This window comes from Methylobacterium sp. B4, assembly GCF_003201865.1.
Classification (GTDB): Bacteria; Pseudomonadota; Alphaproteobacteria; order Rhizobiales; family Beijerinckiaceae; genus Methylobacterium.
Window position 1 is genome coordinate 153,749 of sequence record NZ_QJJJ01000010.1, and the last position, 22,022, is coordinate 175,770.

Here is a 22,022-nt window from a genome sequence, read left to right on the forward strand (position 1 = left end):
GCGGAAGGCGGCACTCGCTCCGGATGCCCCCTTCTGCCGCCGGCGGCGCGCCTACTTGTCGAAGACGCGCTGCAGGCTCGCCTGATCCTTGCCCGCCGAGAGGGCGATCAGGGTGAGGATGCGCGCCTTGTCCGGGGTGAGGTCGCCCGCGAACACCGCGCCGGCCTTGCGCAGGGTGCTGCCGCCGCCCTTGAAGCCGTAGACCGGCAGGGCGCGGCCGTCATAGACCTTGGTCGCCACGATCACCGGCACGCCCTTGGCGACCGCCTCGGCGATGGCGTCGTGCATCTCGGCGTTGACGTTGCCCCAGCCATAGGCCTCGACCACGATCGCCTCGGCCCCGCTCCCGGCGGCGTGCCGCACCTGGGAGCCGTCCGCACCGGCATACATCGCCACGAGATCGACCCGCGGCATGCGCTCGGGCAGCGGCAGGGTCTGGCGCCGCAGGGAGCGGCGACCGAACACCACGCGATCCTCGTCCACGTAGCCCAGGATGCCGGCATCGCCCGAGTTGAAGGTCTCGACGTTGCTCGTGTGGGTCTTGCGCACCTCGCGCGCCGCGTTGATGCGGTGGTTGAGCGTCACCGTCACGCCCTGGCCCACCGCGCCGTCGGCCAGGATCTGGCGCGCCGCATTCAGGAGGTTGCGCGGGCCGTCCGCATCCACGTCGGAGGCGTTGCGCTGGGCGCCCACCAGCACCACCGGCTTGTCGCTCTTGAGCGTCAGGTCGAGGAAGTAGGCGGTCTGGTCCAGGGTGTCGGTGCCGTGCAGGACGATCGCCCCGCGGATGCCGGGATCGGCCAGCAGCGCGTCGATCCGCTGGGACAGGGCGGGCCAGCGGTCCGGGCCCATATAGTCGCTCGGCACGTTGCTGAACTCGGTCACCTCGATGGTGGCGATGTCCTTGAGCTTCGGCACCGCCGCGACGAGATCCTCGCCGGACAGGGCCGGGACCGGCGCGTGGGTGGTGGGATCGAGCTTCATGGCGATGGTGCCGCCGGTCGCGACCACGGCGATCCGCGGCGGCTCGGCGCGTGCGGGGCCGACCAGGGCGGGGCCGGCCGCGAGGAGGGCGAGGGTTCCCAGCCCCAGCGCGGTGAGGTGTTTTCGGATGATCGTCATCTCTCGGAGCCGCGTCCTCTTCCTGCCGCGGGCCTCCGCCGGGGCGGCCCGGAGCGACACCATGCGCGGCTCCGGCCTTGGGCTCAACCCGGTTCGATCCGGATCTCGGCCAGGATCGGAAGGTGGTCCGAGGCCAGCCGCGTCGGCGGATCGCTCACGACGCGCATGCGCTCGACCGCGATGCCGGCGCTCACGAAGACATGGTCGATGCGCAGCAGGGGAAAGCGGCTCGGGAAGGTCGCCCCGCCCCGCCGCCGCTCGGGGCCGACGAGCCTCCGAGCATCGGTGAGGCGCCGGCTCAGGCGGCGGTAGGCCCGCGACCAGCCCGTGGCGTTGAAGTCGCCGAGCAGCACGACCGGCTCCCGGCAGGCCGGATCGCCGAGCCAGTCCGGCCCGAGCAGGGCCTCGGCCTGGGCGATGCGCTCCGCCCCCAGCAGCCCGAAATGCGTGGTGATGACCTGGAGCCGCGCCGCGCCCGCCGTGATCTCGGCCCAGAGCGCGCCCCGCGGCTCCAGGCCGGGGCGCCGGACGAGGCCGGGCAGGGAATCCGCCCGGCGCAGCCGCGAGGGGAGGTGGGTGAGCAGGGCATCGCCGTAGCGCTCCTCCTCGATGTGCAGGGCGGGGTGGAAATGCGGGTCCATGCCGACGAGCCGGGCGATCTCCTCCGCCTGATCGAGGCCGCCGGTGCGCTTGCGCCCGACATCGACCTCCTGCAGCGCGACGATGTCGGCCCGCGTCGCGGCGATCACCCGCGCCACCCGCTCCGGCGCCACCCGGCCGTCGGTGCCGCGGCAATGGCGGATGTTGTAGGTGAGCAGGCGCAAGGTTTGCGACCGCGCCGGCTCCTCCTCGATGGACGGCCCGCCCGGCCGCTGTCGGATCTGCCCCTCGCTCACGCCCTCTCCCTTGCCACGCCCTCTCCCCTGCGCTGCACCGCGCACGCGCCAACCGAACGCCGGTCCCGGCCAACCGATCCCTGATCCGGCGCACCCGTGTTCCGGCCACGGTTTTCCGCACCCCACGGAACCGGGCCGGGGGTGACCTCTTTCGAAGAGGCGGGGGCTCGAGCGGAAGGGGCCGGACACGGATGAGCGGATGTCGGACGAGAGGGGCGGGCAGGGCATGAGGACCGAGGACGCCAGCGCCCGCTACGTTGATCTCGATGCCTGGGTCGGGCCCGACATCCTCCAGGCGCTCTGGGAGGGCCAGCTCGCGGCGGTCGCCGCCGTGGGGCCGGCCCTGCCGGCGATCGAGGCCGCGGCCCGGGCCGCCGAGCCGGGCCTGCGCGAGGGCGGGCGGCTCGTCTATGTCGGGGCGGGCACCTCGGCCCGGATCGGCGTGCAGGACGGGGCGGAATTGCCGCCGACCTTCGACTGGCCGGAGGCGCAGCTCGGCTTCGCCATCGCCGGCGGGGAGGGTGCCCTGCTGCGCGCCGTGGAGGATGCCGAGGATTCGGGCGCCGACGGTGCGGCCTGGGTCGCGCGGGCCGGGCTCGGCGCCCACGACGTCGTGGTGGGGCTGGCGGCCAGCGGCACCACGCCGTTCACGGTCGAAGCCCTCAAGGCGGCCCGTGCGCGGGGCGCCGTCACCGTCGGAATCAGCAACAATCCCGCCGCGCCGATCCTGCGCGAGGCGGCCCACGGCATCCTCGCCGTGACCGGGGCGGAGGTGCTGGCGGGCTCCACCCGCATGAAGGCGGGCACCGCCCAGAAGGTGATCCTCAACCTGTTCTCGACCCTGCTGATGATCCGGCTCGGCCGGGTCTATCGCGGCCGGATGGTGGCGATGCGCGCGACCAACCGGAAGCTGCGCGCCCGGGGCGTGGCCATGGTCGCCGAACTCGCCGGCTGCCATGCGGAGGCCGCCGCCGAGGCCCTGGGCCGGGCGGAGGGCGAGATCAAGCGCGCGGTTCTGATCGCGGGTGGCGCCAGCCCGGCGCGGGCCGCGGACCTGCTCCTGCGCCACGACGGCAACCTGCGCCGGGCGCTGAACGAGGCGGGGCCGGCATGACGACCTTCATGGAGCGCGAGATCGCCGAGATCCCCGCCGCGGCGGACGCCGTGCTGACGGCCGGGGAGGCGGCGCGGATCGGTGCCACGCTGCGCGACAAAAAATTCCCCTTCGTGGTGGTGTGCGGGCGCGGCAGTTCGGGCCATGCCGGCGTCCACCTGCGCTACCTCGTCGAGACCCGGCTCGGCCTGCCCGTCTCGGCGGCGGCGCCCTCGGTGGTGACGGGCTACGACCGCCCGCCCCAGGTCGCGGGCGCACTCTTCGTCGTGGTCTCGCAATCGGGCCGCTCGCCCGATCTCGTGGCGGCGACGCGGGCGGCGCGGGCCGGCGGGGCGCTGACCCTCGCGCTCGTCAACGATCCCGATTCGCCGGCGGCTGCGGCGAGCGACCTCGTCCTGCCGATCCGGGCCGGGCCGGAGCGGGCGGTGGCCGCCACCAAGACGGTGACGAACTCCCTGGTCGCGGGCGCGGCCCTGGTGGCGGCATGGGCCGACGACCGGGCACTCCGGGAGGGGCTCGCGGCACTCCCGGAGCGCCTGCGCGCGGCGTTGGCCCTCGACTGGTCGGCCTGGAGCGCGGATCTGCGCGGGGCGCCGGCCGCCTTCGTGACCGGGCGCGGCCACGGGCTCGGGCCGGTCCGGGAGATCGCGCTCAAGCTCGCCGAGACCCTGCGCCTGCCGGCGCTAGGCTATTCCGCGGCGGAGCTGCGCCACGGCCCGCGCGCCTCCGTTTCCGCCGCCACCCCGGTTCTGGCCCTGCGCCAGGCCGACCCGCTGGCCGAGGGCGTCGACGACCTCGTGCGCGACCTGCGCGGCGATGGCCTGCACATACAGGCCTGCGGCGGGCCGCTCGGTTCCCTGCCCTGGCTCGACGACGGGCATCCCGCCTGCGATCCCATCGCCATGCTGGTGCCGGCCTACCGCGCCATCGAGGCGGAGGCCCGCCGCCGCGGCCTCGACCCGGACGCGCCCGCCGGCCTCACCAAGGTCACGGAGACGCTGTGATGGGAGACGTCAGGGGTTTCGAAAGGGCGAGCCCGTCCGCGGGTCCAGGGCGCAGCCCCGGAGGGATGCCGGATTTCCGCCCCGGTGCCCCGCCAAAGGGATGATTCCTTTGGAATCCCGCAATGATCGCGCGATTGCCGCCGAGCGCGTCTTCGACGGCGAGCGCTTCCTGTCCGACCGCGTCGTGGTGCTGCGCGAGGGGCGGATTGCCGACCTCGCCGCCGAGCCGCCCGCGGGAATGCCCGTCACCCGCTTGGCCGCGGGCGCGATCCTGGCGCCGGGCTTCGTCGATTGTCAGGTCAATGGCGGGGGCGGGGTGCTCCTCAACGACGATGCGAGCGTGGCGGGGATCGCCCGGATCGCGGCGGCGCACCGCCGGGGCGGCACCACCGCGCTGCTGCCGACCCTCATCACCGACACGCGGCCGGCGATCGCCGCCGCGATCGAGGGCGTCGCCGCGGCGATTCGCGCCGGCGTGCCCGGCATCCTCGGCATCCATCTCGAAGGGCCGTTCCTCAGTCCCGCGCGCATCGGCATCCACGATCCCGCGCGGATCGCGGAGTTCGGGCCGGGCGACGCGGACCTGCTGAGCGGGCTCGGCGCGCGCGGCCTGACCCTGGTGACGCTGGCGCCCGAGCGGGTGCCGCCGGGCGCGGTGGCCGATCTCGTCGCCCGCGGCGTCCGGGTCTGCGCCGGGCACACGGCGGATGACGGCCCCGCGATCGAGGCCGCGCTCGATGAGGGGCTGACCGGCTTCACCCACCTGTTCAACGCCATGTCGCAGATGGGTCCACGGGCGCCGGGTGCGGTCGGCCTCGCCCTGGCCGAGGGCGACGCCTTCGCCGGGATCATCGCCGACGGCCACCATGTCGGCGACGCGCAGCTCCGGCTGGCGCTGCGCCTCAAGGGCCGCGACCGGCTGATGCTGGTGAGCGACGCGATGCCCCCCGTGGGCTGTCCGTCCGGCGGCCCGGGCGGGGAGGGCGCATTCACCCTGTTCGGCCGCCGCATCACGCTCTCGGGTGACCGCCTCACCGGGGAGGACGGGACGCTGGCCGGCGCCGCGATCACCCTGGCGCAGGCCGTGCGCCACATGAGCACCCGCGGCGCCGCCTCGCTCGAAGAGGCCCTGAGCATGGCCTCGTTGACCCCCGCCCGCTTCCTCGGGCTCGAGGCCCGCCTCGGCCGGATTGCCCCGGGCTACGCCGCCGACCTCGTTGCGCTCTCCCCCGATCTGAGCGTGCTCGGCACCTGGATCGGCGGGGAACATGCACCCTAAGGCGCGGTTCGCTCCATCACGAAGCCCATCGGGCTGAACGTCTTGGAAGGATCGAACCCATGAAGCTCCCGCTTCGCAGCGGCCTCTTCGCGCTCGCCGCCGCGCTCACCCTGGGGATCGCCGGCCCCGCCGCCGCGCAGGACACCGGCGGCAATTCGGGCAGCGGGCTCTCGCCCTCGGCGAGCGCCACCGGCAACGACCGCTCGGCCGGGGTCAACAACGGCAATTACCGGCGCCCCGGCGGCTACGGCACGCGGCGCGCCTACCGCCCGATGGCCGGGCAGCCGCGCCGGATCATGCGCGGCAGCGCCCGCCGCTACTGATCGGACGCCCGTTGCGTCCGGCGGGGCGGCCGCCCCGCCGCATGTTCCCCGGTGTCGCAGGGGCGAACGCCCGTCGGTATCGGAGCGTTGCCGCGGCGCGACTCGACCGGGAGCGACCGTGACGGACAGACCCATCGCCGACTACGCCGTGATCGGCGATACCTGCACCACGGCCCTGATCGCCCGCGACGGTTCCCTCGACTGGCTCTGCTGGCCCCGGCACGACGGCCCGGCGGTGTTCCTGGCGCTGCTCGACGACGAGCGGGGCGGCACCTGCCGCCTCGCCCTCGATCGCCCGACCGGGCTCACGCGGCGCTACCTGCCCGGCACCAACATCCTCGAGACGACCTTCACCACCGAGACCGGCCGGGCGGTGCTCACCGATTTCATGCCGCTTCACCCGCACGAAACGGTGCCGGAAGAGGGGCCGGACGGCGATGCCCGTGGCCGCGTCGTGCGCCGGCTCGTCTGCGTGTCGGGGCAGGTCTCCGGCCGCTGGCTCCTGCGCCCGAGCTTCGACTACGCCCGCGCGCCGAGCGAGGTGAGCGAAGAGGGCGCGGGCCGGGTCCGCTTCCGCGGCGGGGGCGACACGCTCCGCGCCGCCTGCACCGTGCCGCTCGCGCTCGGCGAGGGCGCGGCCGAGGGCCGCTTCGCTCTCGCGCGGGGGGAGCGCGCCGACCTCGTGATCGCCCACGGCGAGGGCGAGGCCGGGGAGGCGCTGCTCGACGAGGTCGAGGCGTCCTTGTCCGCGACGCGGGCCTATTGGGAGGAATGGTCGGGCCGCTGCACCTACGAGGGACCGTATCGGGAGACGGTTCTGCGCAGCGCGCTGACCCTCAAGCTGCTCACCCACGGGGTCTCGGGGGGCATCGTCGCCGCCGCGACCGCGGGGCTGCCGGAGGCGGTGCCGGGCAACCGCAACTACGATTACCGCTACGTCTGGATGCGGGACGCGAGCTTCACCGTCACCGCCTTCGTCAATCTCGGCTACGACCGGGAGGCGGCCGAGTTCCTGCGCTTCCTGCGCGAGGCCGACCCGAGCCGGGGCCGCGAACTCCACCTGATGTACGCCCTCGACGGCGCGGTGCCGGCCGAGGAATCCCTCGATCACCTGCGCGGCTGGCGCGGGACAGGCCCCGTGCTGATCGGCAACGCCGCCGCGGAGCAGGAGCAGTACGACATCTACGGCGAGTTCCTGGTAGCCCTGCACGGCTATCTGGAGGGGGTCGAATTCGACCCGCCGGTCAAGGTCAACGACCACCTGCCCGAAGCCCTGTCCCACCTCACCGGTCACATCGTCCGCTCCCGCCACGCGCCCGATCACGGCCTCTGGGAGTTGCGCACGGACAAGCGCCAGAGTCTCCACACCAAGGCGATGCTCTGGGTGGGGCTCGACCGCGCCGTGCAGATCGCCCGCGCCGATCCCCGGCACCGGCTCGCCGACCCGGACACGGTCGCGGGCTGGGAGCGGGCGGCGCAGGAGATCCGTGCCGAGTACCATGCGCGGGGCTGGAACGCGGCCCGCGGCGCCTACACCATGGCCTACGATTCGGACGATCTCGACGCGGCGGTCTTGCGCGCGGTGCTGTTCAAAGCCTTCGAGCCCCGCGACCCGCGGGTGGCCGCGACCCTCGACCGGGTGAGCGCGGAACTCGGCGCGGGCGACCTCCTCTACCGCTACCGGCTCGACGACGGCCTGGAGGGGGAGGAGGCGACCTTCACGGCCTGCGCCTTCTGGCGGGTCGGCTGCCTGGCTTTGGCCGGCCGCATGGAGGAGGCCACGCCCCTGTTCGAGCGGCTGATCGCCCGGGGCAACGATCTCGGCCTGTTCGCCGAGGAGATCGATGCGCGGAGCGGGGAGCAGCGCGGAAACCTGCCCCAGGGCTTCACCCACATGGCGGTGATCAACCACGCCGTCCGCCTCGCCGCCGCCCGCGATGGGGAGACCGCGACCGAGGAGCCGGATTGCCGGGCGGACGTCGCACCCGCTCCGGCATGACCCTTCCGGGAGCAGGATCGGGACCGGGCCGGCCCCATCGACACAAACCCGACCGATTGTCGGGCTAGCCCCTCCGCCGGGGCGGCGAAGCGGAGGATGTCCGATGCGAAGCTACAACCTGTTCCATCGCCGTGGCAGGGAAGCGCTCTGCTGCGCGGTGCCGGAGAGCTGCGCCGTGCCGCGATTCGTCGGCGGCCGCCGCTGGACCTTCGGCGGCCGGATCGACGGCAGCGCCAGCCCTCCCCCCGGCTTCGACGACCGCGCCGCGGCCACCGCCGTGCGCTTCAACGGCTTCTACCTGTTCCAGTGCCTCGACGAGCGCGCGGCGGATCGCGCGGCCGGCCGGTCCTGAGCGCGATCCCGGCGAGCATTCCTTAACGGCCGGCATGCGAGAACGGCCGTCAGGACGGGTGGGACCATCCGGGACGAAGGCCGGTCATGAGCAGCGACAAGCGTCAAGAGGTCCGCAAGCGGACCTTCCTCAAGGGACGGATCCACTTCAACAAGGGGGCGTCCAGCATGGACTGCCTGATCCGCGACTTCTCGGAGATGGGCGCCCGGCTCGAGCTCAGCGAGACCAACACCCTGCCGGAGGTGTTCGACCTCTACATCCCGCAGAAGGAGATGACACTCCGCTCGAACCTGCGCTGGCGCCGCGGCGACGCGGTCGGCGTCGCCTTCGCGGAGGCGTCGAAGCCCGTCTCCGAGCCGGCCCCGATGGCGGCGGACCCGTCGCTCGCCGTGCTGCTGCGCCGGATCACGGAGCTGGAGGCCGAGAACGCGGCCCTGCGCTCCGTCCTCGCCACGATGGGCGCCCGGCCCGCGTCCGGGGCGTCGCCCCTCGCCTGAGACGTCGAGCCGTCCGGTCAGGCCTCGTCCAGCGCCGCGCGGATGCGCGCGGCATGCTCGGCGAGCACCGCGTTGTCGGCCATGCCGCCCTCGTGGCGCTTGAGCGGCACGCCCTCGTGCCGGGGCACGAGGTGGACGTGCAGGTGGAACACCGTCTGCCCGCCGGCCGGCTCGTTGTACTGGAACACCGTCAGCCCGTCCGCCGCGAAGGCCGCCTTCACCGCGCGGCCGACCCGCTGCACAGTGCCGATCAGGGCGCCGAGCGCCTGCGGCTCGGCATCGAGCAGCCCGCGGGACGGCGCCTTGGGGATCACCAGGGTGTGGCCCTCGCCCTGGGGCATCACGTCCATGAAGGCCAGCGTGTGCTCGTCCTCGTAGACCTTGTGGGCGGGAATCTCCCCGCGCAGGATTTTTCCGAAGATGTTGTCCGGATCGTAGGGCGTCATCGCGCGGCTTCTCCCAAATCGGGCGGCAGGTTGCACGGGCGGCCCCGCTCCGTCCACCGCGGCCGGGCTCTCGATTCCCCCGGGCAACCGACGTGGCAACCTCGGCCGAGGCGGCGGCGTTGTTGAGCCCGTGACGGCGGTGGACGCCGCGGAGAGCGGGACATGGCCGAGAGCACGGGTGCGATCTACACGGCGGCGGGCGCCAACCTCGCCATCGCGGCGGCGAAGTTCGTCGGCGCCTTTCTCACCGGCTCGACGGCGATGCTGGCGGAGGGCGCGCACTCGCTGGTCGACACCGCCAACCAGATCCTGCTGCTGGTCGGCCTGAAGCGGGCCAAGCGGCCGGCGGACGCCAAGCACCCCTTCGGCTACGGGCGCGAGGTGTATTTCTACGCCTTCATCGTCGCCCTGTTCATCTTCCTCGGCGGCGGCATCTTCGCGATCTACGAGGGCGCCCACAAGATCGAGCATCCCGAGCCCGCCGCCGACGCGACCGTCTTCGGGGTGCAGCTCTCCGGCTTCTGGGTGAACGTCTCGATCCTCGGCTTCGCGATCCTGGCGGAGGGCTATTCCTGCGCCGTCGCGCTCAAGGCGTTCTGGGCCGAGAAGGGCCGGCGCAGCGCCATCACCGCGATCCAGCGCAGCAAGGACCCGGCGCTCTACACCATCCTCGTGGAGGATGTGGCGGCGCTGATCGGCCTCGTGATCGCCATGACCGGCGTCGTGCTCGCGCACCTGCTCGACATGCCGGTGCTCGACGGCTGGGCCTCGATCGGCATCGGTCTCGTGCTGATCGGCATGTCGATCTTCCTGATGGTCGAGACCCACGGCCTGCTGATCGGCGAGGCGGCCGATCCGGAGGTGGTGCGCGCCATCCAGGACGCGGTGCGCGAGGAGCGGGCGGTGCAGGCGGTCAACGAGGTGCTGACCCAGCATCTCGGCCCCTCCGACATCCTGGTCAACCTCAGCCTCGACTTTGCCGACGAGGTGCCCGCGGGCGAAGTCGAGCGCACGGTCGCCCGGCTGGAGCGGCGCATCAAGGCGCTGAGCCTCAACGTCACCCGCGTCTTCATCGAGATCCAGGCCAGGGGTGTGCACGCTGCCGAGACCCCCGGCTCGTCGGCGCCCGCGCCCACCGGGCACGACGCGGCCCCGCCCGGCTCGGCCGTGCCGGCCTGAACGCGTCAAGCCTTCCCGGCCCTTTCGCGCGCGAGCAGTTCGCTCTTGCGCGCGGTGCCCCAGCGGTAGCCCGAGAGCGCCCCGTCCGAACGCACCACCCGGTGGCAGGGAATCGCCACCGCGAGCCGGTTGGCGCCGCAGGCCATGGCCACCGCCCGCACCGCCGCCGGTTCGCCGATGGCGCGGGCGATCTCGGCGTAGCTCGCGGTCGCGCCCGCCGGGATGCGGCGCAGGGCCTCCCAGACCCGCTGCTGGAAGGCGGTGCCGCCAACATCGAGCGGCAGCGCGAAGGCCGCGCCCGGTTCCGCCACGAGGCGCACGACCGCCGCCACGGTGGCCGCGAAATCCGCCGCGCCGGCCACGATCTCCGCCCGCGGAAAGCGCGCCGCGAGATCGCGCCGCAGCGCCTCTTCCTCGTCGCCGAGCAGGATCGCGCAGATCCCCCGCTCGGTCGCGGCCACCAGCACGAGGCCCAGGGCGCAGGGGCCGACCGCGAAGGACAGGCGCTCGCCCGCCCCGCCCCGGCGATAGGCCGACGGGCGCATGCCGAGCCGCTCGGCGGCGCCCGCGTAGAAGCGGCTCGGGGCGCTGTAGCCCGCCGCGTAGACGCTCTCGGTCACGGTTCTGCCCTGCGCGAGGCTGTCGGCGGCGCGGGCCGCGCGGTGGGCTTGGGCATAGGCCCTCGGCGTCACGCCGGTGACCGCCTTGAAGATCCGGTGGAAGTGGAACGGACTCAGACCCGCCGCTCGGGCCAGCGCCTCGAGGGTGGGCGGCGTGTCCGCCGCCTCGATCAGCCGGCAGGCGCGGGTGATTTGTTCGGCCTGCCGCTCGGCCGGGGCGGGCTCGTCCGGCCGGCAGCGGCGGCAGGGCCGGAAACCCGCGGCCTGCGCCTCCGCCGGGCCGGCGTGGAAGGAAAGGTTGTCGGGGCGCGCCGCCCGCGACGGGCAACCCGGCCGGCAATAGATCCCCGTGGAGCGCACCGCGTAGACGAAGCGCCCGTCGAGGCCGGCATCGCGCGCGGCGACCGCGGCGCGCATCTGCGCCTCGGTGAGCGGCACCGCGTCGGATGGGGCGATGTCGGGTTCGGCGAGCATGGGGCTCCTCCCGGAGAAGGTGGATGCGGCGATCCTGGCGCGACAAGGCGGCCGGCGCATCCCGTCCCTTGCTGTCGAATCGTTTTTTGCGTTCGCGCGCCCCGATCTCGGACCCGCACCTCGGGACGCGAGAGCGCTTTCCGACGAAGTGGACACCGGTTCGTCGGAAAGCGCGGCACAGCAAAGGCTTAGAGATGCGTCCCGACCCAACGTGGTCGGGCGCGGCTCTAGGGCGGGTCGGAGAACAGCGCAGGGCTCACGCCGCCGCGCGCCGCTCCACCATCCGCGCCAGATAGGCCGCGCCCAGCGGGATCAGGCTGTCGTCGAAGTCGAAGCTGGCATTGTGCAGGCCCGGCCCCGGCGTCGCCCCGAGCCAGGCATAGGCGCCGGGCACCGCCGCGACCATGTCGGCGAAATCCTCGCTGCCCATGCGCGGCACGGTGTTGGCCTCGACCTTCTCGGGGCCGAACAGCTCGGCGGCGATCTCGGCCGCCGCCGCCGCCTGTTCGGGATGGTTGTCGAGCACCGAGAACACGTCGCGCAGATCGACCTCGATGGTCGCGCCGTAGGCCGCGGCGAAGCCCGCTGCCAAGTCGCGGATGCGGGTCGCGATCAACTTTCTCAGCGCCGCGTCGAAGGTGCGCACGGTGCCGGCCAGATGCGCGCCCTCGGGAATGACGTTGTAGGCCGCGCCCGCGTGGATCTGCGTGATCGAGACCACGGCGGATTTGAGCGGGCTGCTGTTGCGGCTGACGATCGACTGCATCGCCTGGGCCAGCCCCGTGGCGACGAGGATCGGGTCGATGCCCTGGTGGGGCATCGCCGCGTGCGCACCGCGGCCGGTGATGCGGATGTCGAAGAAATCGGCCGCGGCCATGATCGGGCCGGGCTTCACCTGCAGCACCCCGTGCGGCCCGTGGGGCGCGTTGTGGATCGCGTAGATCTCGTCGATCGGAAATCTTTCGAAGAGGCCGTCGGCGATCATGGCGCGGGCGCCCCCCAAGCCCTCTTCCGCCGGCTGGAACACGAACACGGCGGTGCCGGCAAAATCCCGCGTCTCGGCGAGGTAGCGGGCGGCGCCCAGCAGCATGGTGGTGTGCCCGTCATGTCCGCAGGCGTGCATCTTGCCCGGCACGGTCGAGCGGTAGGGGAGGTTGGTCTCCTCGGTGATCGGCAGGGCGTCCATGTCGGCGCGCAGGCCGATCCGGCGCGCGCCCGGGCGCCCCTTGAGCACCCCGACCACGCCGGTCTTGCCCAGGCCCCGGTGCACCTCGACGCCGAACTTTTCCAGGTGCTCGGCGACGATGCCGGAGGTGCGGACCTCCTCGAAGCCGAGTTCGGGATGGGCATGGAGATCGCGTCGCAGGGCGGTCAGCTCGTCGGCATAGGTGCGGATGCGGTCGATCGGGCTCATTCGCTTGCCTCTTCGCAGCCTCGCCGGAACGGCGACAGGGTCTCGTACTCGGCGATCGCCGCGCGGACGAAGCCGCGCTCCCGCTTCAGATAATCCTCGATCGCGCGGGCGAGCCCCGGATCGGCGATGTCGTGGGCCGAGTGCATCGGCACCGGGCGGTAGCCGCGCGCGAGCTTGTGCTCGCCCTGGGCGCCGGCCTCGACCCGCTTGAGGCCGCGGGCGATCGCGAAGTCGATGGCCTGATAGTAGCAGACCTCGAAATGCAGGAAGGGGTGATCCTCGATGCAGCCCCAGTTGCGCCCGTAGAGGGCGGTGTCGCCGATGAAGTTGATGGCGCCCGCGATCGGCCTGTCCCCGTTCCGCGCGATCACGAGCAGGATGCGATCCGCCATGCGCTCGCCGATCAGCGCGAAGAAGCGGCGGTTGAGGTAGGGCCGGCCCCATTTGCGGGCGCCGGTATCGCAGTAGAATTCGTAGAACGCGTCCCAGTCGGCCTCGGTGATCCCGGCACCGGTCTTGTGCTCGACCGTGATCCCCCGGCTCAACGCCTCGCGCCGCTCGCGCCGGATCGCCTTGCGCTTGCGCGAGGCCAGCGCCCCGAGAAAATCCTCGAAGCCGGCATAGCCGTCGTTCTCCCAGTGGAACTGCTGGTCGAGGCGCGCCAGCATGCCCAGGGCTTCCGCCTGCTCGGCCTCGCGCGGGCGCATGAAGGTGACGTGGATCGAGGAGGCCCCCGTCTCGCCCCGCAGGGCGCGCAAGCCCGCGACGATCGCCGCGGCGGCCGTGTCGGGGTCCTCCCCCGGCGCGATCAGGAAGCGCGGCCCCGTCACGGGGGTGAAGGGCACGCTGACTTGGAGCTTCGGGTAGTAGCTGCCTCCGGCCCGCTCGTAGGCATCGGCCCAGGCGTGGTCGAACACGTACTCGCCCTGGCTGTGGGACTTCAGATAGCAGGGCGCGGCGCCGACCAGCTTTCCCTCGCGCTCGACGCGGACATGCAGCGGCAGCCAGCCGGTGCGGCGGGTGACGCAGCCGGATTCCTCCAGCGCCGAGAGGAAGGCGTGGCTCAGGAACGGGTTGAAGGTCTCGTCGTCGGCGCCGAGCGTCTCGGGTGAGGTGGCAAGCGTGTCCCATTCGGCCGCGTCGAACCGGGCCATGCCCGGCACGGCGCGCACCTGCAGGACGGGCTCGGAAGCGTTCGCCGTCGCGGGGGTGGTCATGGCCGCCAACGTAGGGCGCCTGCGCGCGGATGTGGATAGCGCTTCGGGTCTGCCGGGCGCGACAAAACGGGTCCGCCTTCGATCCAACCCTCCCCCACGGCCCGAAGGCCCCGCTTCGCTCCGCACCTCGGGATGCGGGGGGGGGAACGTGGGGTCGTCGCCGTGACGCCATCGCTGTGACTCGGGCGCCCGCGCCGCTTGATCCCGCCCCGGCGCCGATTCCATATCGGCGGCATGTGCGGGCGCTTCTTCATCGGCCAGCCGCCGGAGGTCTACCGCACCTCCTACGGCTACCCGGAACAGCCGAATTTCCCCGGCCGCTTCAACGTGGCGCCGACCCAGCCGGTGCCCGTCGTCCTGCGCGAGAGCGGGGAACGGCATCTCCGGCTGATGCGCTGGGGCCTGTGGCCCGCCTGGCTCAAGGACCCGTCGGACTTTCCCGTCCTGTTCAACGCCCGGATCGAGACGGCGGCCGAGAAGCCGGCCTTCCGGGGCCCGATGCGCCATCACCGCTGCGTCTTCCTGGCCGACGGCTTCTACGAGTGGCGCCGCGAGGGGAGCGGCAAGGCGGCGGTGAGGACGCCGTTCGCGGTGCGCCGGGCCGACGGCGCGCCGATGGCGCTCGCCGGCCTGTGGCAGCCCTGGATGGGGGCGGACGGCTCCGAGGTCGATACGGCGGCCATCGTCACCTGCTCGGCCAACGGCACCTTGAGCGCGATCCACGAGCGGATGCCGGCGATCCTGGCGCCGGAGGCGGTCGAGGCCTGGCTCGACGCGGCGGTGGACGCCCCCGAGGCCGCCCGCCTCTGCCGGCCCTGCCCCGACGACTGGCTGCGGCTCGATCCCGTCAGCGACCGGGTCAACAGCGTGCGCAACGACGATGCCGGGCTGCCCGAGCCGGCGGCACCGGCCCGGCCGGCGGCGGCCTCGCACCGGAGCGCCCCGGTGCGGGGAGCGGAGGTTCAGGGCGAGCTGTTCTGAGCCTCGGGAAGCGCCTCCTCGCCGAACCGCTCGGCGGCGTAGGCCTCCAGGCTGAAGCGGTCGTCGGGCACGCGGAACATGAAGCGCTCGGCGATCTCGGTCAGCACGATGTCGGGCCGGACGCGCTCCACGTAGGACCAGTCGATCGACGTGCTCCAGACGAAATGCACCTCGGCGAAGGTCTCGGCGAGCATGATGGTCAGCATGGTCGGCGCGAAATGCGCGTAGGAATCGCCGAACAGCACGAGGCGGCGCGGATCGGCCGCGGCGGCGTTCCGGTAGATCACGTGCGAGCCGACATGGAGCGTGTCGGCCCGGCCCGCCGCCTCCCGCGCTTCCACGATCGGGCTGGCATGGACGCGCGCGGCGTCGCGCTGGAGCGTGTGCAGCCGCGCCCGCTCGGTCCGGGGCGGATCGAAGCGGCTGCCGAGATCGCCCGCGAACGTGCTCTCGCCGGAACCGCGCTCGGCCAGATCCGGGCAGGGCGTCGCCCGCAGCGAGCGGCAGATCTCGCGGTAGGCGAGATGGCAGCCGGCGAAGGTCCAGTGGCTGTCGGTGCGGTAGAACAGCTGTGCCTCGTTGCGCGCCGCGCGCATCGGCGCGACGAGGTCGATGCAGGTCTCCCGCAGGGCGCGCGTGACCCGCCACTCCCTCAGCCAGGCCAGCGGCCGGCGGCGCGGCAGGCCGCGCACCAGGCGGCGGGCCGGGGAGAGGCGCAGATCGACCGCGATCCCGTCCACGAAGCTCTCGTAGATGCAGAGCTTTTCCGGGACGACGACGTGGCGGTAGGCGAGGCCGAGCGCCCGCGCCCGGGCCGCGCGGGCACGGAGCAGCCCCCGCCACAGCTCGGTCTGATGGGCCATGAAGCCCGATTCGTTGAACTGCGCGATGACGTTGTTGCTGCCGGCCACGACGAAGAGCCAGCCGTCCCGGCCCACATGAATGTGATCGGTTGCCGCGTCCGACACGGGGGCCCGTCCTTCCTCGACCATCTTCGCCCGGGGCGAACGCGGGAGCGCGTCCTCAGGTCCGCCGCAGGTTGACGATGAACTCGTCCCCGCCGGGATAGGGATCGTGCAGTGCCGCGAGCTCCAGGGGCAGCAGGCCGAGGCTGTCGATCACCGCCCAGCACTGCCGGAAGGAGGCGGCGGTGAACACGTTGCAATGAGCGTCGATATACTCCCCCGCCGCCGTCCGGCGGGCGGCGTCGAGGGCGTCCGCGAGGCGCGACCGGTCGGGCAGGGCCGGCAGGTCCGTGCCGAGATGGAGCGGGGAGATGAAGGCGACGTGGTCGAAGACCTGGCGCGGGCTCGGCCGGTCGAGGCGGGCGATCCAGGCGTCGATCAGGTCGGCGGGCCGGGTCGGCTCGCGGCGGTGATCGAAGCAGCGAGAGCGCTCGGGCAGCGCCAGCGAGATCGTGCCGCCCGGGCGGATCACCTCGGCGAGATGGCCGAGCCAGCCGATGGGGTCGGCCACGTGCTCCATCACGTGGACCGCCACGGCGTAGTCGAAGGTCTTGCCGTCCGGGATGCGCGCGCGCAGCGAGCCGGAGGGCCACGCGTAATCGACGGTCTGGATCCGGTCGAGATCGACCATCGCCGCCGGGCTGCCCTGGTACTTGGCCCGCAACTCCTCGGTCGGAGCGTGGTCGATATAGGCCACGGGCCCGCGCGCCTTCGACAGGGTCGGCCGGTCGAGGGGGCCGAGTTCGAGCCCGCTCATCGTCGTCGGGTCGATCCCGTTCAGCAGGCGGCTCAGGCGTTCGCGGTGATGGGTGTTGGGCGAGCCGTCCAGCGGCTGCCCGTCGGCGCTGCGCACCTCCAGCACGTCGGTCAGCGTCAGCGGCTCGGGATAGAGCACGACGAAGCCGCACTCGGCGGGAAGCCCCAGCGCGGTCAGGTCGTCGCGGCGGTGGTTGGGCGCGGCGCGCAGGAGATGCGTGCCGTTGACGAAGACGTCGACCGGGCTCGGCGCGCGCTGCGCGTCCACGCACCAGCCGGTGAGGAAGGCGGGCGAGCAGGCGTCGATCCGCCCCATCGCGGTGCGGACCGGGGCACCGGACCGCCGCTTCCACCAGCGCCGCAGCGGCTTTGCCAACGCACTCGATACAACCGTGGGCAACCTTGCGTCTCCCGCCCCTGGGCCGGCCACGGCCGAGGGCTCCCCTACAGGTCTTAACGGTTCCAAGGCAACCATCCCCGATCGGGGGCTGTCCGGCTGCCGCCCGCCTCGCGGCAGGCGCGCCGGGGCGGCGATGTGCTACCGCTCGCCGGGGAGACGGGGCCGGGGCGCGGATCGGCGGGGAGCGGGCTTGAGCGAGACGGAACCGGACGAGGCCGCAACGGACGCCGCCGCGCATACGCGGCTGATCGAGGACAACCTCGTCCTCACCGGCGCGGCCGCGCGTCTCTACCGCGACGGCGGCTTTCCCGGCGAGGCCGCCCTGCTCGACCGGCTTCGCGGGCGGGTGAGCCCGCGCACGCAGGTACTCGGCGAGGTCTTTCCCGGCTTCCCCGGCCCGATCCCCGCGCCGCCGCAACTCTACGGCGGCAGCGATGCGTTCCGCATCAAGCAGGCCGCGGCGCTCGCCGCCCTCCGGCCGCCGGGGCCGCCGACCGTGCTCTGCCTCTCCCGCGACATCCGGCTCGCGGGCAACGCCCTGTTCCTCGTCGAGGACGGCCGCCCATGCGTCCTCTTCGAGACCTACCGGCCGCAGGAGCGGCACGTCGTGTCCGGCCCCGGCCCCGACTTCCTGCGGGTGGACGAGACGATCGGGGGGGAGGCCCCCGTCTTCCTCCTCAACTCGGCGGGCTCGTTCAATTACGGCCACTGGCTCATCGACGACCTGCCGCGCCTGCACGCACTCGCGCTGCTGCGGCAGGTCGAGCCGAGGGTGCCGGTCACGCTCGCGCTCGTCAGCTACTTCCCGCATATCGACGCGGCGCGGCGGCGCTCGATCCGGCTCCTCCTCGGTGACGACCCCGGCGTCTCGATCCGCTTCCTCGACCGGGACAAGACCTACCGCTTCGCCGCGCTTTACCACGCCACGCCCTGCAGCCTGCCGAGCTCGGGCAAGTCGCCGGATGCGCTGCGCTTCCTCGCCCGGCAGGTCCGGCGGCGGACCCGCCTGCCGCGCTGGCTCCTCGCGCTGCGGTCCCTGGCCGGAGGTGGCCGGCGCCTGTTCGTCGACCGGCATCCGGGGCGGGGCCGGGCGCTCGTCAACCGCGAGCCGGTGCTCGCCCTGCTGCGCGGCCTCGGCTTCGAGGTCTTCGACCCGGAACTGGCCGACGTGCGGCGGCAGGCGGTGCGCTTCGCCGAAGCCGCCTGCGTCGTCGGCATCGCCGGGGCAGGCATGGCCAACACGGTGTTCTGCCGGCCCGGCACGCCGATCCTCCACCTCGTGCCGGAGGGCTGGGAGGATCCGTTCTACGCCGAACTCGCCGCGTCCTGCGGCCAGGAATACCGCGCGGTGTTCGGCCCCCGCAGCGCCAACGACTGGCCGGTGCACCTGCACGACTTCTCGATCGAGCCCGCCGACCTGACGGCCGCGCTCGCGGAGGCGGGCCTGCGATAGGCGTCCGGGATCCCAATGGGATCAGCCCTTTGGCGGGGCGCCGGGGTGGAACCCCGGCTTCCCTTCGACCAGGGCTCCGCCCTGAACCCGCGAAAAGGCCCGCCTTTTCGAAATCCGGGTTTCAGCGCGGGCGCCGCAGCGTCCGGGGCGCGCCCTTGCGCGGGTCCTTGCGGAACACGCCGACCAGCTCGACATGGCTCGACCACGCGAACTGGTCCACCGGCGTGACCCGCTCCAGCCGGTAGCCGCCCGCGATCAGGATCGCGGCGTCGCGGGCGAAGGTGCCGGGGTCGCAGGCGACGCCGACGACGAGGGGCACCCGCGATTCCGCGAGCCGGCGCGCCTGGGCCTCCGCGCCGGCCCGGGGCGGATCGAACACCACCGCGTCGAGCGCATCGAGTTCCGGCCCGAGCAGAGGGCGGCGGAACAGGTCGCGGGTCTCGGCCGTGATCCGCGAGAGGCTGGCGGCGGCGCGGTAGGCGCGGGTGAGGGCGGTGATCGACGCGGCGTCCCCCTCGGCCGCGTGGACCTCGATGCCCCGGGCGGCCAGCGCCAGGGCGAAGGGGCCGCTGCCGCAGAACAGGTCCGCGGCGCGCTTCACCCGCGGCTTGGGCCCCTCCATCGCCTCCAGCACCAGGGCGGTCAGGGCGGCCTCGCCCGCCTCCGTCGCCTGGAGGAAGCCGCCGGGCGGCGTGCCGCGCCGGGTGATGCCCTCGCCCAGCAGGGGCGGGCGGCGCTCGACCACGATGTCGCCGTGGATCGAGAGGCGGGCCAGATCGAGTTCGCCGGCCAGCCGCGTGAGCACGCCGCGCACGCCCTCGCTGACGGCGCCGTGGCCGCGGATGTCGAGGTCGAGGCCGGCCTCGGTGGCGGTCGCGGCGACGTCGAGCGGCTTGCGGCCGTGCCCGAGCGGGGCGGCCAGCGCCTCCGCGACCGCCGGCGCCCGGTGCAGGCCCGGTACGGTGATCGGACAATGCGCGATGGGCACGAGCGCGTGGCTGCGCGCGGCCATCAGCCCGGCCCGCGCCCGGCCCTCGATCTCCCGCACGTGCAAGGTGATGCGGCGCCGGCCCGCCCCGTGCGCGTCGAGGAGCGGGGCGAGCTCCGTCTCGACGCGGGCCTGCGCCAGCGCCTGGGCCACGGTGCCGCGCTTCCACTCCGCGTAAGGGGCGGGGGCGAGGTGCTGCACGGCGCAGCCGCCGCAGGCCCCGTAATAGGGGCAGAACGGCGCGATCCGCTCGGGCGAGGCCTCCTCCACCGCGACGAGCGCCCTGATGCGCCCTGCCCGGCGCACCCGCACGCGCTCGCCGGGCAGGGCGCCCGGCACCGGCAGCCCGTCCTCGGCGATGCCGTCGCCGCGGGCGCCGAGCCGGGCGATGGTCAGGGTCTCGACCGGCGCGTCGGCCGCATCGTCGGCTGCGGGCGCGGTCACGGGGTCAACCATTGTGTTCTTCCGAAGGATGGTGCGAAGGCGCGCGTCGGGCGGCGACCAGGAACTCGCGGTTGCCGTCGCCGCCCTCGATGGGGGAGGGGATCGGACCCGAAACGGCGAAGCCGAGGCCGACGAGCACGGCGCGCACGCCCTCGCAGACCTCGGCGTGAACCTCCGGGTCGCGCACGAGGCCGCCGCGCCCGACTCGCGCGCGCCCGGCCTCGAATTGCGGCTTGATCAGCGCGGCGATGGCCGCCTCGCCGGCAAGCTGCGCGGCGACCGCCGGCAGGACCAGCCGCAGGCCGATGAAGCTCACGTCGATGGTGGCGAGGTGCGGGGCAGGGGTGATCGCGCCCGGGGCGAGGGCGCGGATGTCGGTGCCCTCCAGGCTCGTCACCCGCTTGTCGGCGCGCAAGGCGGCGTCGAGCTGGTCGCGGCCGACATCGACGGCGTGGACATGGGCGGCGCCGCGCCGCAGCAGCACGTCGGTGAAGCCGCCGGTCGAGGCGCCGACATCGAGGCAGGGCAGGCCGGCGGGGTCGAGGCCGAAGGCGTCGAGGGCGGCGGCGAGCTTGAGCCCGCCGCGGGAGACGTAGGGGTGGGCGGCGGCGGCCTCGATCCGCGCACCCTCCCCGATCGGGTCGGAGGGCCGCGTGACGAGGCAGCCGTCGGCGGAGACGAGGCCGGCCTCGATCGCCGCCCGCGCCTGCGCCCGGCTGCGGAAATGACCGCGCTCGACCAGATACCGGTCGGCGCGCAGCCGCTGCCCCGTCATGGTGTCTCCTTCGGGCGGACCGACCCGCCGCCTTGTCCCGCTGCTTCGTGCCGACGGGACGGACCCGTCATCCCCGTCGCCGTCCCCTGTCGGAGCGCGCCGCCCCGCCTTACCTATAGCAAACGTCCCGAACGGTGGTTTTTCCGCATTCGGGACGATGCGAGAACATACGACGGGTGCCCGCCGGCGACGGCGGTCACGGCCTTCCGGAAAGAGCGGTTGCGAACACGAGACCATCCCGTGCCGCGGGAGGGTCGTCTTGAGCGGTCGGGGTTAATCCGGATCCCGGGCCGCCTCAAGCGTCCGCGCGGCGATGACAGGCGTCGGCCGAAGCGGCATATCGATCGGCCTGTCGACAGATCGGCAACGGAGACGATCAGCTCATGAGAGGTGCCATCATGCCAGGGGCGACGATGCCTGCCACCCGACGCATTCCCGTGCGTGCCCCCATGGTCGCGGCGCTGCTCGCGGGCTTGGCCTGGCCCGCGCTCGCCCAGGACGCCAAGGAGGCGCCCAAGGAGCCGACCCCGCCGCCCGCCAAGTCGGAGGCGGCCGCCGCGCCGCAGACCTACGAGAGCGCGATCACCAACGGCAAGGGCGAGAGCATCGGCAAGATCATGATCCGCGACGGGGCGAACTCCCTGGTGATGCGGGTGATGATCGGGACCGGCGGCCTGCCCCCGGGCTGGCACGGCATCCATTTCCACGCGGTCGGCGATTGCTCGGACACGGAGAAGTTCGAGAAGTCGAAGGCCCACGTGAATCACGACCAGAGCAAGCACGGCCTGCTCAACCCCGACGGGCCGGACGAGGGCGACCTGCCCAACGTCTACGCCAATGCCGACGGCTCGGTGAACGCGGAAGTCTCGAGCGAGACCCCGCTGACCGGCGAGGGGGGCCTGCGCGACGGCGACGGCTCGGCGCTGATCATCCACGCCAACGAGGACGACCACACGAGCCAGCCCATCGGCGGCGCCGGCGCGCGCATCGGCTGCGCGGTGATCAAGTAACTTCGGAAAAACCCTCCCCCTCTGCGGGGGAGGGTGCCTGCGGAGCAGGCGGGAGAGGGGCCGCGCGACAGTGCCGCTCTCAACCGGTGTCGTTCCAGCGGAAGCGGCGCTCCCCTCACCCGACCCCCTCCGGGGGGCCACCCTCTCCCGCGGAGGAGAGAGGGAGAAGGGGCGTTACCGCTTCAGGTTCACCACGCTGCCCTCGCGCTGCGCGGGCTTCTCCGGCAATGCGGCTCGGACGGCCTTGAGGATGCCCTCGGCGTCGAGCCCGGCCTCGGCGTACATCTTCTCCGGCTTGTCGTGGTCCTGGTAGC

At 73.3% G+C, this 22,022-nt stretch carries 21 protein-coding genes; 11 read left to right on the top strand and 10 right to left on the bottom strand.

Features of this window, described 5'->3' with window-relative positions; genetic code table 11:
* Positions 1-51 precede the first annotated feature (51 nt).
* Positions 52-1,122, bottom strand: a complete 1,071-nt coding sequence (locus BY998_RS14590; protein WP_110352335.1) for an asparaginase — start codon at positions 1,120-1,122, stop codon at positions 52-54.
* A gap of 83 nt (positions 1,123-1,205) precedes the next feature.
* Positions 1,206-2,003, bottom strand: a complete 798-nt coding sequence (locus BY998_RS14595; protein ID WP_245421600.1) for an endonuclease/exonuclease/phosphatase family protein — start codon at positions 2,001-2,003, stop codon at positions 1,206-1,208.
* Positions 2,004-2,244: 241 nt separating this feature from the next.
* Here BY998_RS14595 and BY998_RS14600 point away from each other — a divergent pair, with 241 nt between their 5' ends.
* The 7 genes from BY998_RS14600 (at position 2,245) to BY998_RS14630 (ending at position 8,586) form a co-directional block, all read left to right on the top strand.
* Complete coding sequence (locus BY998_RS14600) at positions 2,245-3,132, top strand: N-acetylmuramic acid 6-phosphate etherase (protein ID WP_110352362.1); 888 nt, start codon at positions 2,245-2,247, stop codon at positions 3,130-3,132.
* Positions 3,129-4,136: an SIS domain-containing protein gene (locus tag BY998_RS14605; protein WP_110352337.1), complete on the top strand. Its 1,008-nt coding sequence runs from the start codon at positions 3,129-3,131 to the stop codon at positions 4,134-4,136. The genes BY998_RS14600 and BY998_RS14605 overlap by 4 nt, the downstream gene beginning before the upstream one ends.
* Positions 4,137-4,236: 100 nt before the next feature.
* A complete protein-coding gene (nagA, locus tag BY998_RS14610; RefSeq protein WP_110352338.1) occupies positions 4,237-5,415 on the top strand; it encodes an N-acetylglucosamine-6-phosphate deacetylase in 1,179 nt (392 codons plus the stop codon).
* A 59-nt stretch (positions 5,416-5,474) separates the two neighbouring features.
* Positions 5,475-5,738, top strand: a complete 264-nt coding sequence (locus tag BY998_RS14615; protein WP_110352339.1) for a hypothetical protein — start codon at positions 5,475-5,477, stop codon at positions 5,736-5,738.
* Positions 5,739-5,856: 118 nt separating this feature from the next.
* Positions 5,857-7,737, top strand: coding sequence for a glycoside hydrolase family 15 protein (locus BY998_RS14620; RefSeq protein ID WP_110352340.1), 1,881 nt, complete (start codon positions 5,857-5,859; stop codon positions 7,735-7,737).
* A 103-nt stretch (positions 7,738-7,840) separates the two neighbouring features.
* Positions 7,841-8,089 carry a hypothetical protein gene (locus BY998_RS14625; protein ID WP_110352341.1) on the top strand — a complete coding sequence of 83 codons (249 nt, stop codon included), beginning with the start codon at positions 7,841-7,843 and terminating at the stop codon, positions 8,087-8,089.
* Between the two features lie 86 nt (positions 8,090-8,175).
* The gene (locus tag BY998_RS14630; protein ID WP_110352342.1) at positions 8,176-8,586 is read left to right on the top strand and encodes a PilZ domain-containing protein; all 411 of its coding nucleotides are present in this window, start codon (positions 8,176-8,178) and stop codon (positions 8,584-8,586) included.
* 17 nt (positions 8,587-8,603) lie between these two features.
* Here the strand turns inward: BY998_RS14630 and BY998_RS14635 are convergent, their stop codons facing one another.
* On the bottom strand, positions 8,604-9,032 hold the full coding sequence (locus BY998_RS14635; RefSeq protein WP_110352343.1) for an HIT family protein: 429 nt from the start codon (positions 9,030-9,032) through the stop codon (positions 8,604-8,606).
* A gap of 162 nt (positions 9,033-9,194) precedes the next feature.
* On the opposite strand from BY998_RS14635, the gene BY998_RS14640 reads away from it, so the two are divergent.
* Positions 9,195-10,211: a cation diffusion facilitator family transporter gene (locus tag BY998_RS14640; RefSeq protein ID WP_110352344.1), complete on the top strand. Its 1,017-nt coding sequence runs from the start codon at positions 9,195-9,197 to the stop codon at positions 10,209-10,211.
* A 5-nt stretch (positions 10,212-10,216) separates the two neighbouring features.
* Here BY998_RS14640 and ada read toward each other — a convergent pair whose 3' ends face one another.
* The 3 genes from ada to BY998_RS14655 form a co-directional block, all read right to left on the bottom strand.
* Complete coding sequence (ada, locus tag BY998_RS14645) at positions 10,217-11,305, bottom strand: bifunctional DNA-binding transcriptional regulator/O6-methylguanine-DNA methyltransferase Ada (protein ID WP_110352345.1); 1,089 nt, start codon at positions 11,303-11,305, stop codon at positions 10,217-10,219.
* A gap of 256 nt (positions 11,306-11,561) precedes the next feature.
* Positions 11,562-12,719 (bottom strand): M20 aminoacylase family protein, encoded by a 1,158-nt coding sequence (locus BY998_RS14650; RefSeq protein ID WP_110352346.1) that lies wholly within the window; start codon positions 12,717-12,719, stop codon positions 11,562-11,564.
* A complete protein-coding gene (locus BY998_RS14655; protein WP_110352363.1) occupies positions 12,716-13,936 on the bottom strand; it encodes a GNAT family N-acetyltransferase in 1,221 nt (406 codons plus the stop codon). The genes BY998_RS14650 and BY998_RS14655 overlap by 4 nt, the downstream gene beginning before the upstream one ends.
* A gap of 234 nt (positions 13,937-14,170) precedes the next feature.
* Here BY998_RS14655 and BY998_RS14660 point away from each other — a divergent pair, with 234 nt between their 5' ends.
* Positions 14,171-14,917: an SOS response-associated peptidase gene (locus BY998_RS14660; protein WP_110352347.1), complete on the top strand. Its 747-nt coding sequence runs from the start codon at positions 14,171-14,173 to the stop codon at positions 14,915-14,917.
* On the opposite strand, the gene BY998_RS14665 is transcribed toward BY998_RS14660, so the two are convergent.
* Both BY998_RS14665 and BY998_RS14670 read right to left on the bottom strand, forming a co-directional pair.
* The gene (locus BY998_RS14665) at positions 14,899-15,885 is read right to left on the bottom strand and encodes a hypothetical protein (protein ID WP_110352364.1); all 987 of its coding nucleotides are present in this window, start codon (positions 15,883-15,885) and stop codon (positions 14,899-14,901) included. The two genes, BY998_RS14660 and BY998_RS14665, sit on opposite strands and share 19 nt — an antisense overlap.
* A gap of 55 nt (positions 15,886-15,940) precedes the next feature.
* Positions 15,941-17,014 carry a methyltransferase domain-containing protein gene (locus tag BY998_RS14670; RefSeq protein ID WP_181425528.1) on the bottom strand — a complete coding sequence of 358 codons (1,074 nt, stop codon included), beginning with the start codon at positions 17,012-17,014 and terminating at the stop codon, positions 15,941-15,943.
* Between the two features lie 214 nt (positions 17,015-17,228).
* Here BY998_RS14670 and BY998_RS14675 point away from each other — a divergent pair, with 214 nt between their 5' ends.
* On the top strand, positions 17,229-18,491 hold the full coding sequence (locus BY998_RS14675) for a glycosyltransferase family 61 protein (RefSeq protein ID WP_110352349.1): 1,263 nt from the start codon (positions 17,229-17,231) through the stop codon (positions 18,489-18,491).
* A 121-nt stretch (positions 18,492-18,612) separates the two neighbouring features.
* Here the strand turns inward: BY998_RS14675 and BY998_RS14680 are convergent, their stop codons facing one another.
* Positions 18,613-19,935, bottom strand: coding sequence for a class I SAM-dependent RNA methyltransferase (locus BY998_RS14680; RefSeq protein WP_110352350.1), 1,323 nt, complete (start codon positions 19,933-19,935; stop codon positions 18,613-18,615).
* Positions 19,928-20,698: a TlyA family RNA methyltransferase gene (locus tag BY998_RS14685; protein ID WP_110352351.1), complete on the bottom strand. Its 771-nt coding sequence runs from the start codon at positions 20,696-20,698 to the stop codon at positions 19,928-19,930. The genes BY998_RS14680 and BY998_RS14685 overlap by 8 nt, the downstream gene beginning before the upstream one ends.
* A 398-nt stretch (positions 20,699-21,096) precedes the next feature.
* Between BY998_RS14685 and BY998_RS14690 the strand changes: the two genes are divergently transcribed.
* The gene (locus BY998_RS14690) at positions 21,097-21,708 is read left to right on the top strand and encodes a superoxide dismutase family protein (protein WP_110352365.1); all 612 of its coding nucleotides are present in this window, start codon (positions 21,097-21,099) and stop codon (positions 21,706-21,708) included.
* Positions 21,709-22,022: the final 314 nt, after the last annotated feature.

Bases quoted from the DNA above. Each gene is read 5' to 3' on its own strand.
- BY998_RS14605 (WP_110352337.1), top strand. From the start codon at position 3,129: ATGACGACCTTCATGGAGCGCGAGATCGCCGAGATCCCCGCCGCGGCG.
- BY998_RS14590 (WP_110352335.1), bottom strand. From the start codon at position 1,122: ATGACGATCATCCGAAAACACCTCACCGCGCTGGGGCTGGGAACCCTC.
- BY998_RS14600 (WP_110352362.1), top strand. From the start codon at position 2,245: ATGAGGACCGAGGACGCCAGCGCCCGCTACGTTGATCTCGATGCCTGG.
- BY998_RS14625 (WP_110352341.1), top strand. From the start codon at position 7,841: ATGCGAAGCTACAACCTGTTCCATCGCCGTGGCAGGGAAGCGCTCTGC.
- BY998_RS14615 (WP_110352339.1), top strand. From the start codon at position 5,475: ATGAAGCTCCCGCTTCGCAGCGGCCTCTTCGCGCTCGCCGCCGCGCTC.
- BY998_RS14650 (WP_110352346.1), bottom strand. From the start codon at position 12,719: ATGAGCCCGATCGACCGCATCCGCACCTATGCCGACGAGCTGACCGCC.
- BY998_RS14660 (WP_110352347.1), top strand. From the start codon at position 14,171: ATGTGCGGGCGCTTCTTCATCGGCCAGCCGCCGGAGGTCTACCGCACC.
- BY998_RS14680 (WP_110352350.1), bottom strand. From the start codon at position 19,935: ATGGTTGACCCCGTGACCGCGCCCGCAGCCGACGATGCGGCCGACGCG.
- ada (WP_110352345.1), bottom strand. From the start codon at position 11,305: ATGCTCGCCGAACCCGACATCGCCCCATCCGACGCGGTGCCGCTCACC.
- BY998_RS14655 (WP_110352363.1), bottom strand. From the start codon at position 13,936: ATGACCACCCCCGCGACGGCGAACGCTTCCGAGCCCGTCCTGCAGGTG.
- BY998_RS14630 (WP_110352342.1), top strand. From the start codon at position 8,176: ATGAGCAGCGACAAGCGTCAAGAGGTCCGCAAGCGGACCTTCCTCAAG.
- nagA (WP_110352338.1), top strand. From the start codon at position 4,237: ATGATTCCTTTGGAATCCCGCAATGATCGCGCGATTGCCGCCGAGCGC.
- BY998_RS14685 (WP_110352351.1), bottom strand. From the start codon at position 20,698: ATGACGGGGCAGCGGCTGCGCGCCGACCGGTATCTGGTCGAGCGCGGT.
- BY998_RS14690 (WP_110352365.1), top strand. From the start codon at position 21,097: ATGCCAGGGGCGACGATGCCTGCCACCCGACGCATTCCCGTGCGTGCC.
- BY998_RS14635 (WP_110352343.1), bottom strand. From the start codon at position 9,032: ATGACGCCCTACGATCCGGACAACATCTTCGGAAAAATCCTGCGCGGG.
- BY998_RS14640 (WP_110352344.1), top strand. From the start codon at position 9,195: ATGGCCGAGAGCACGGGTGCGATCTACACGGCGGCGGGCGCCAACCTC.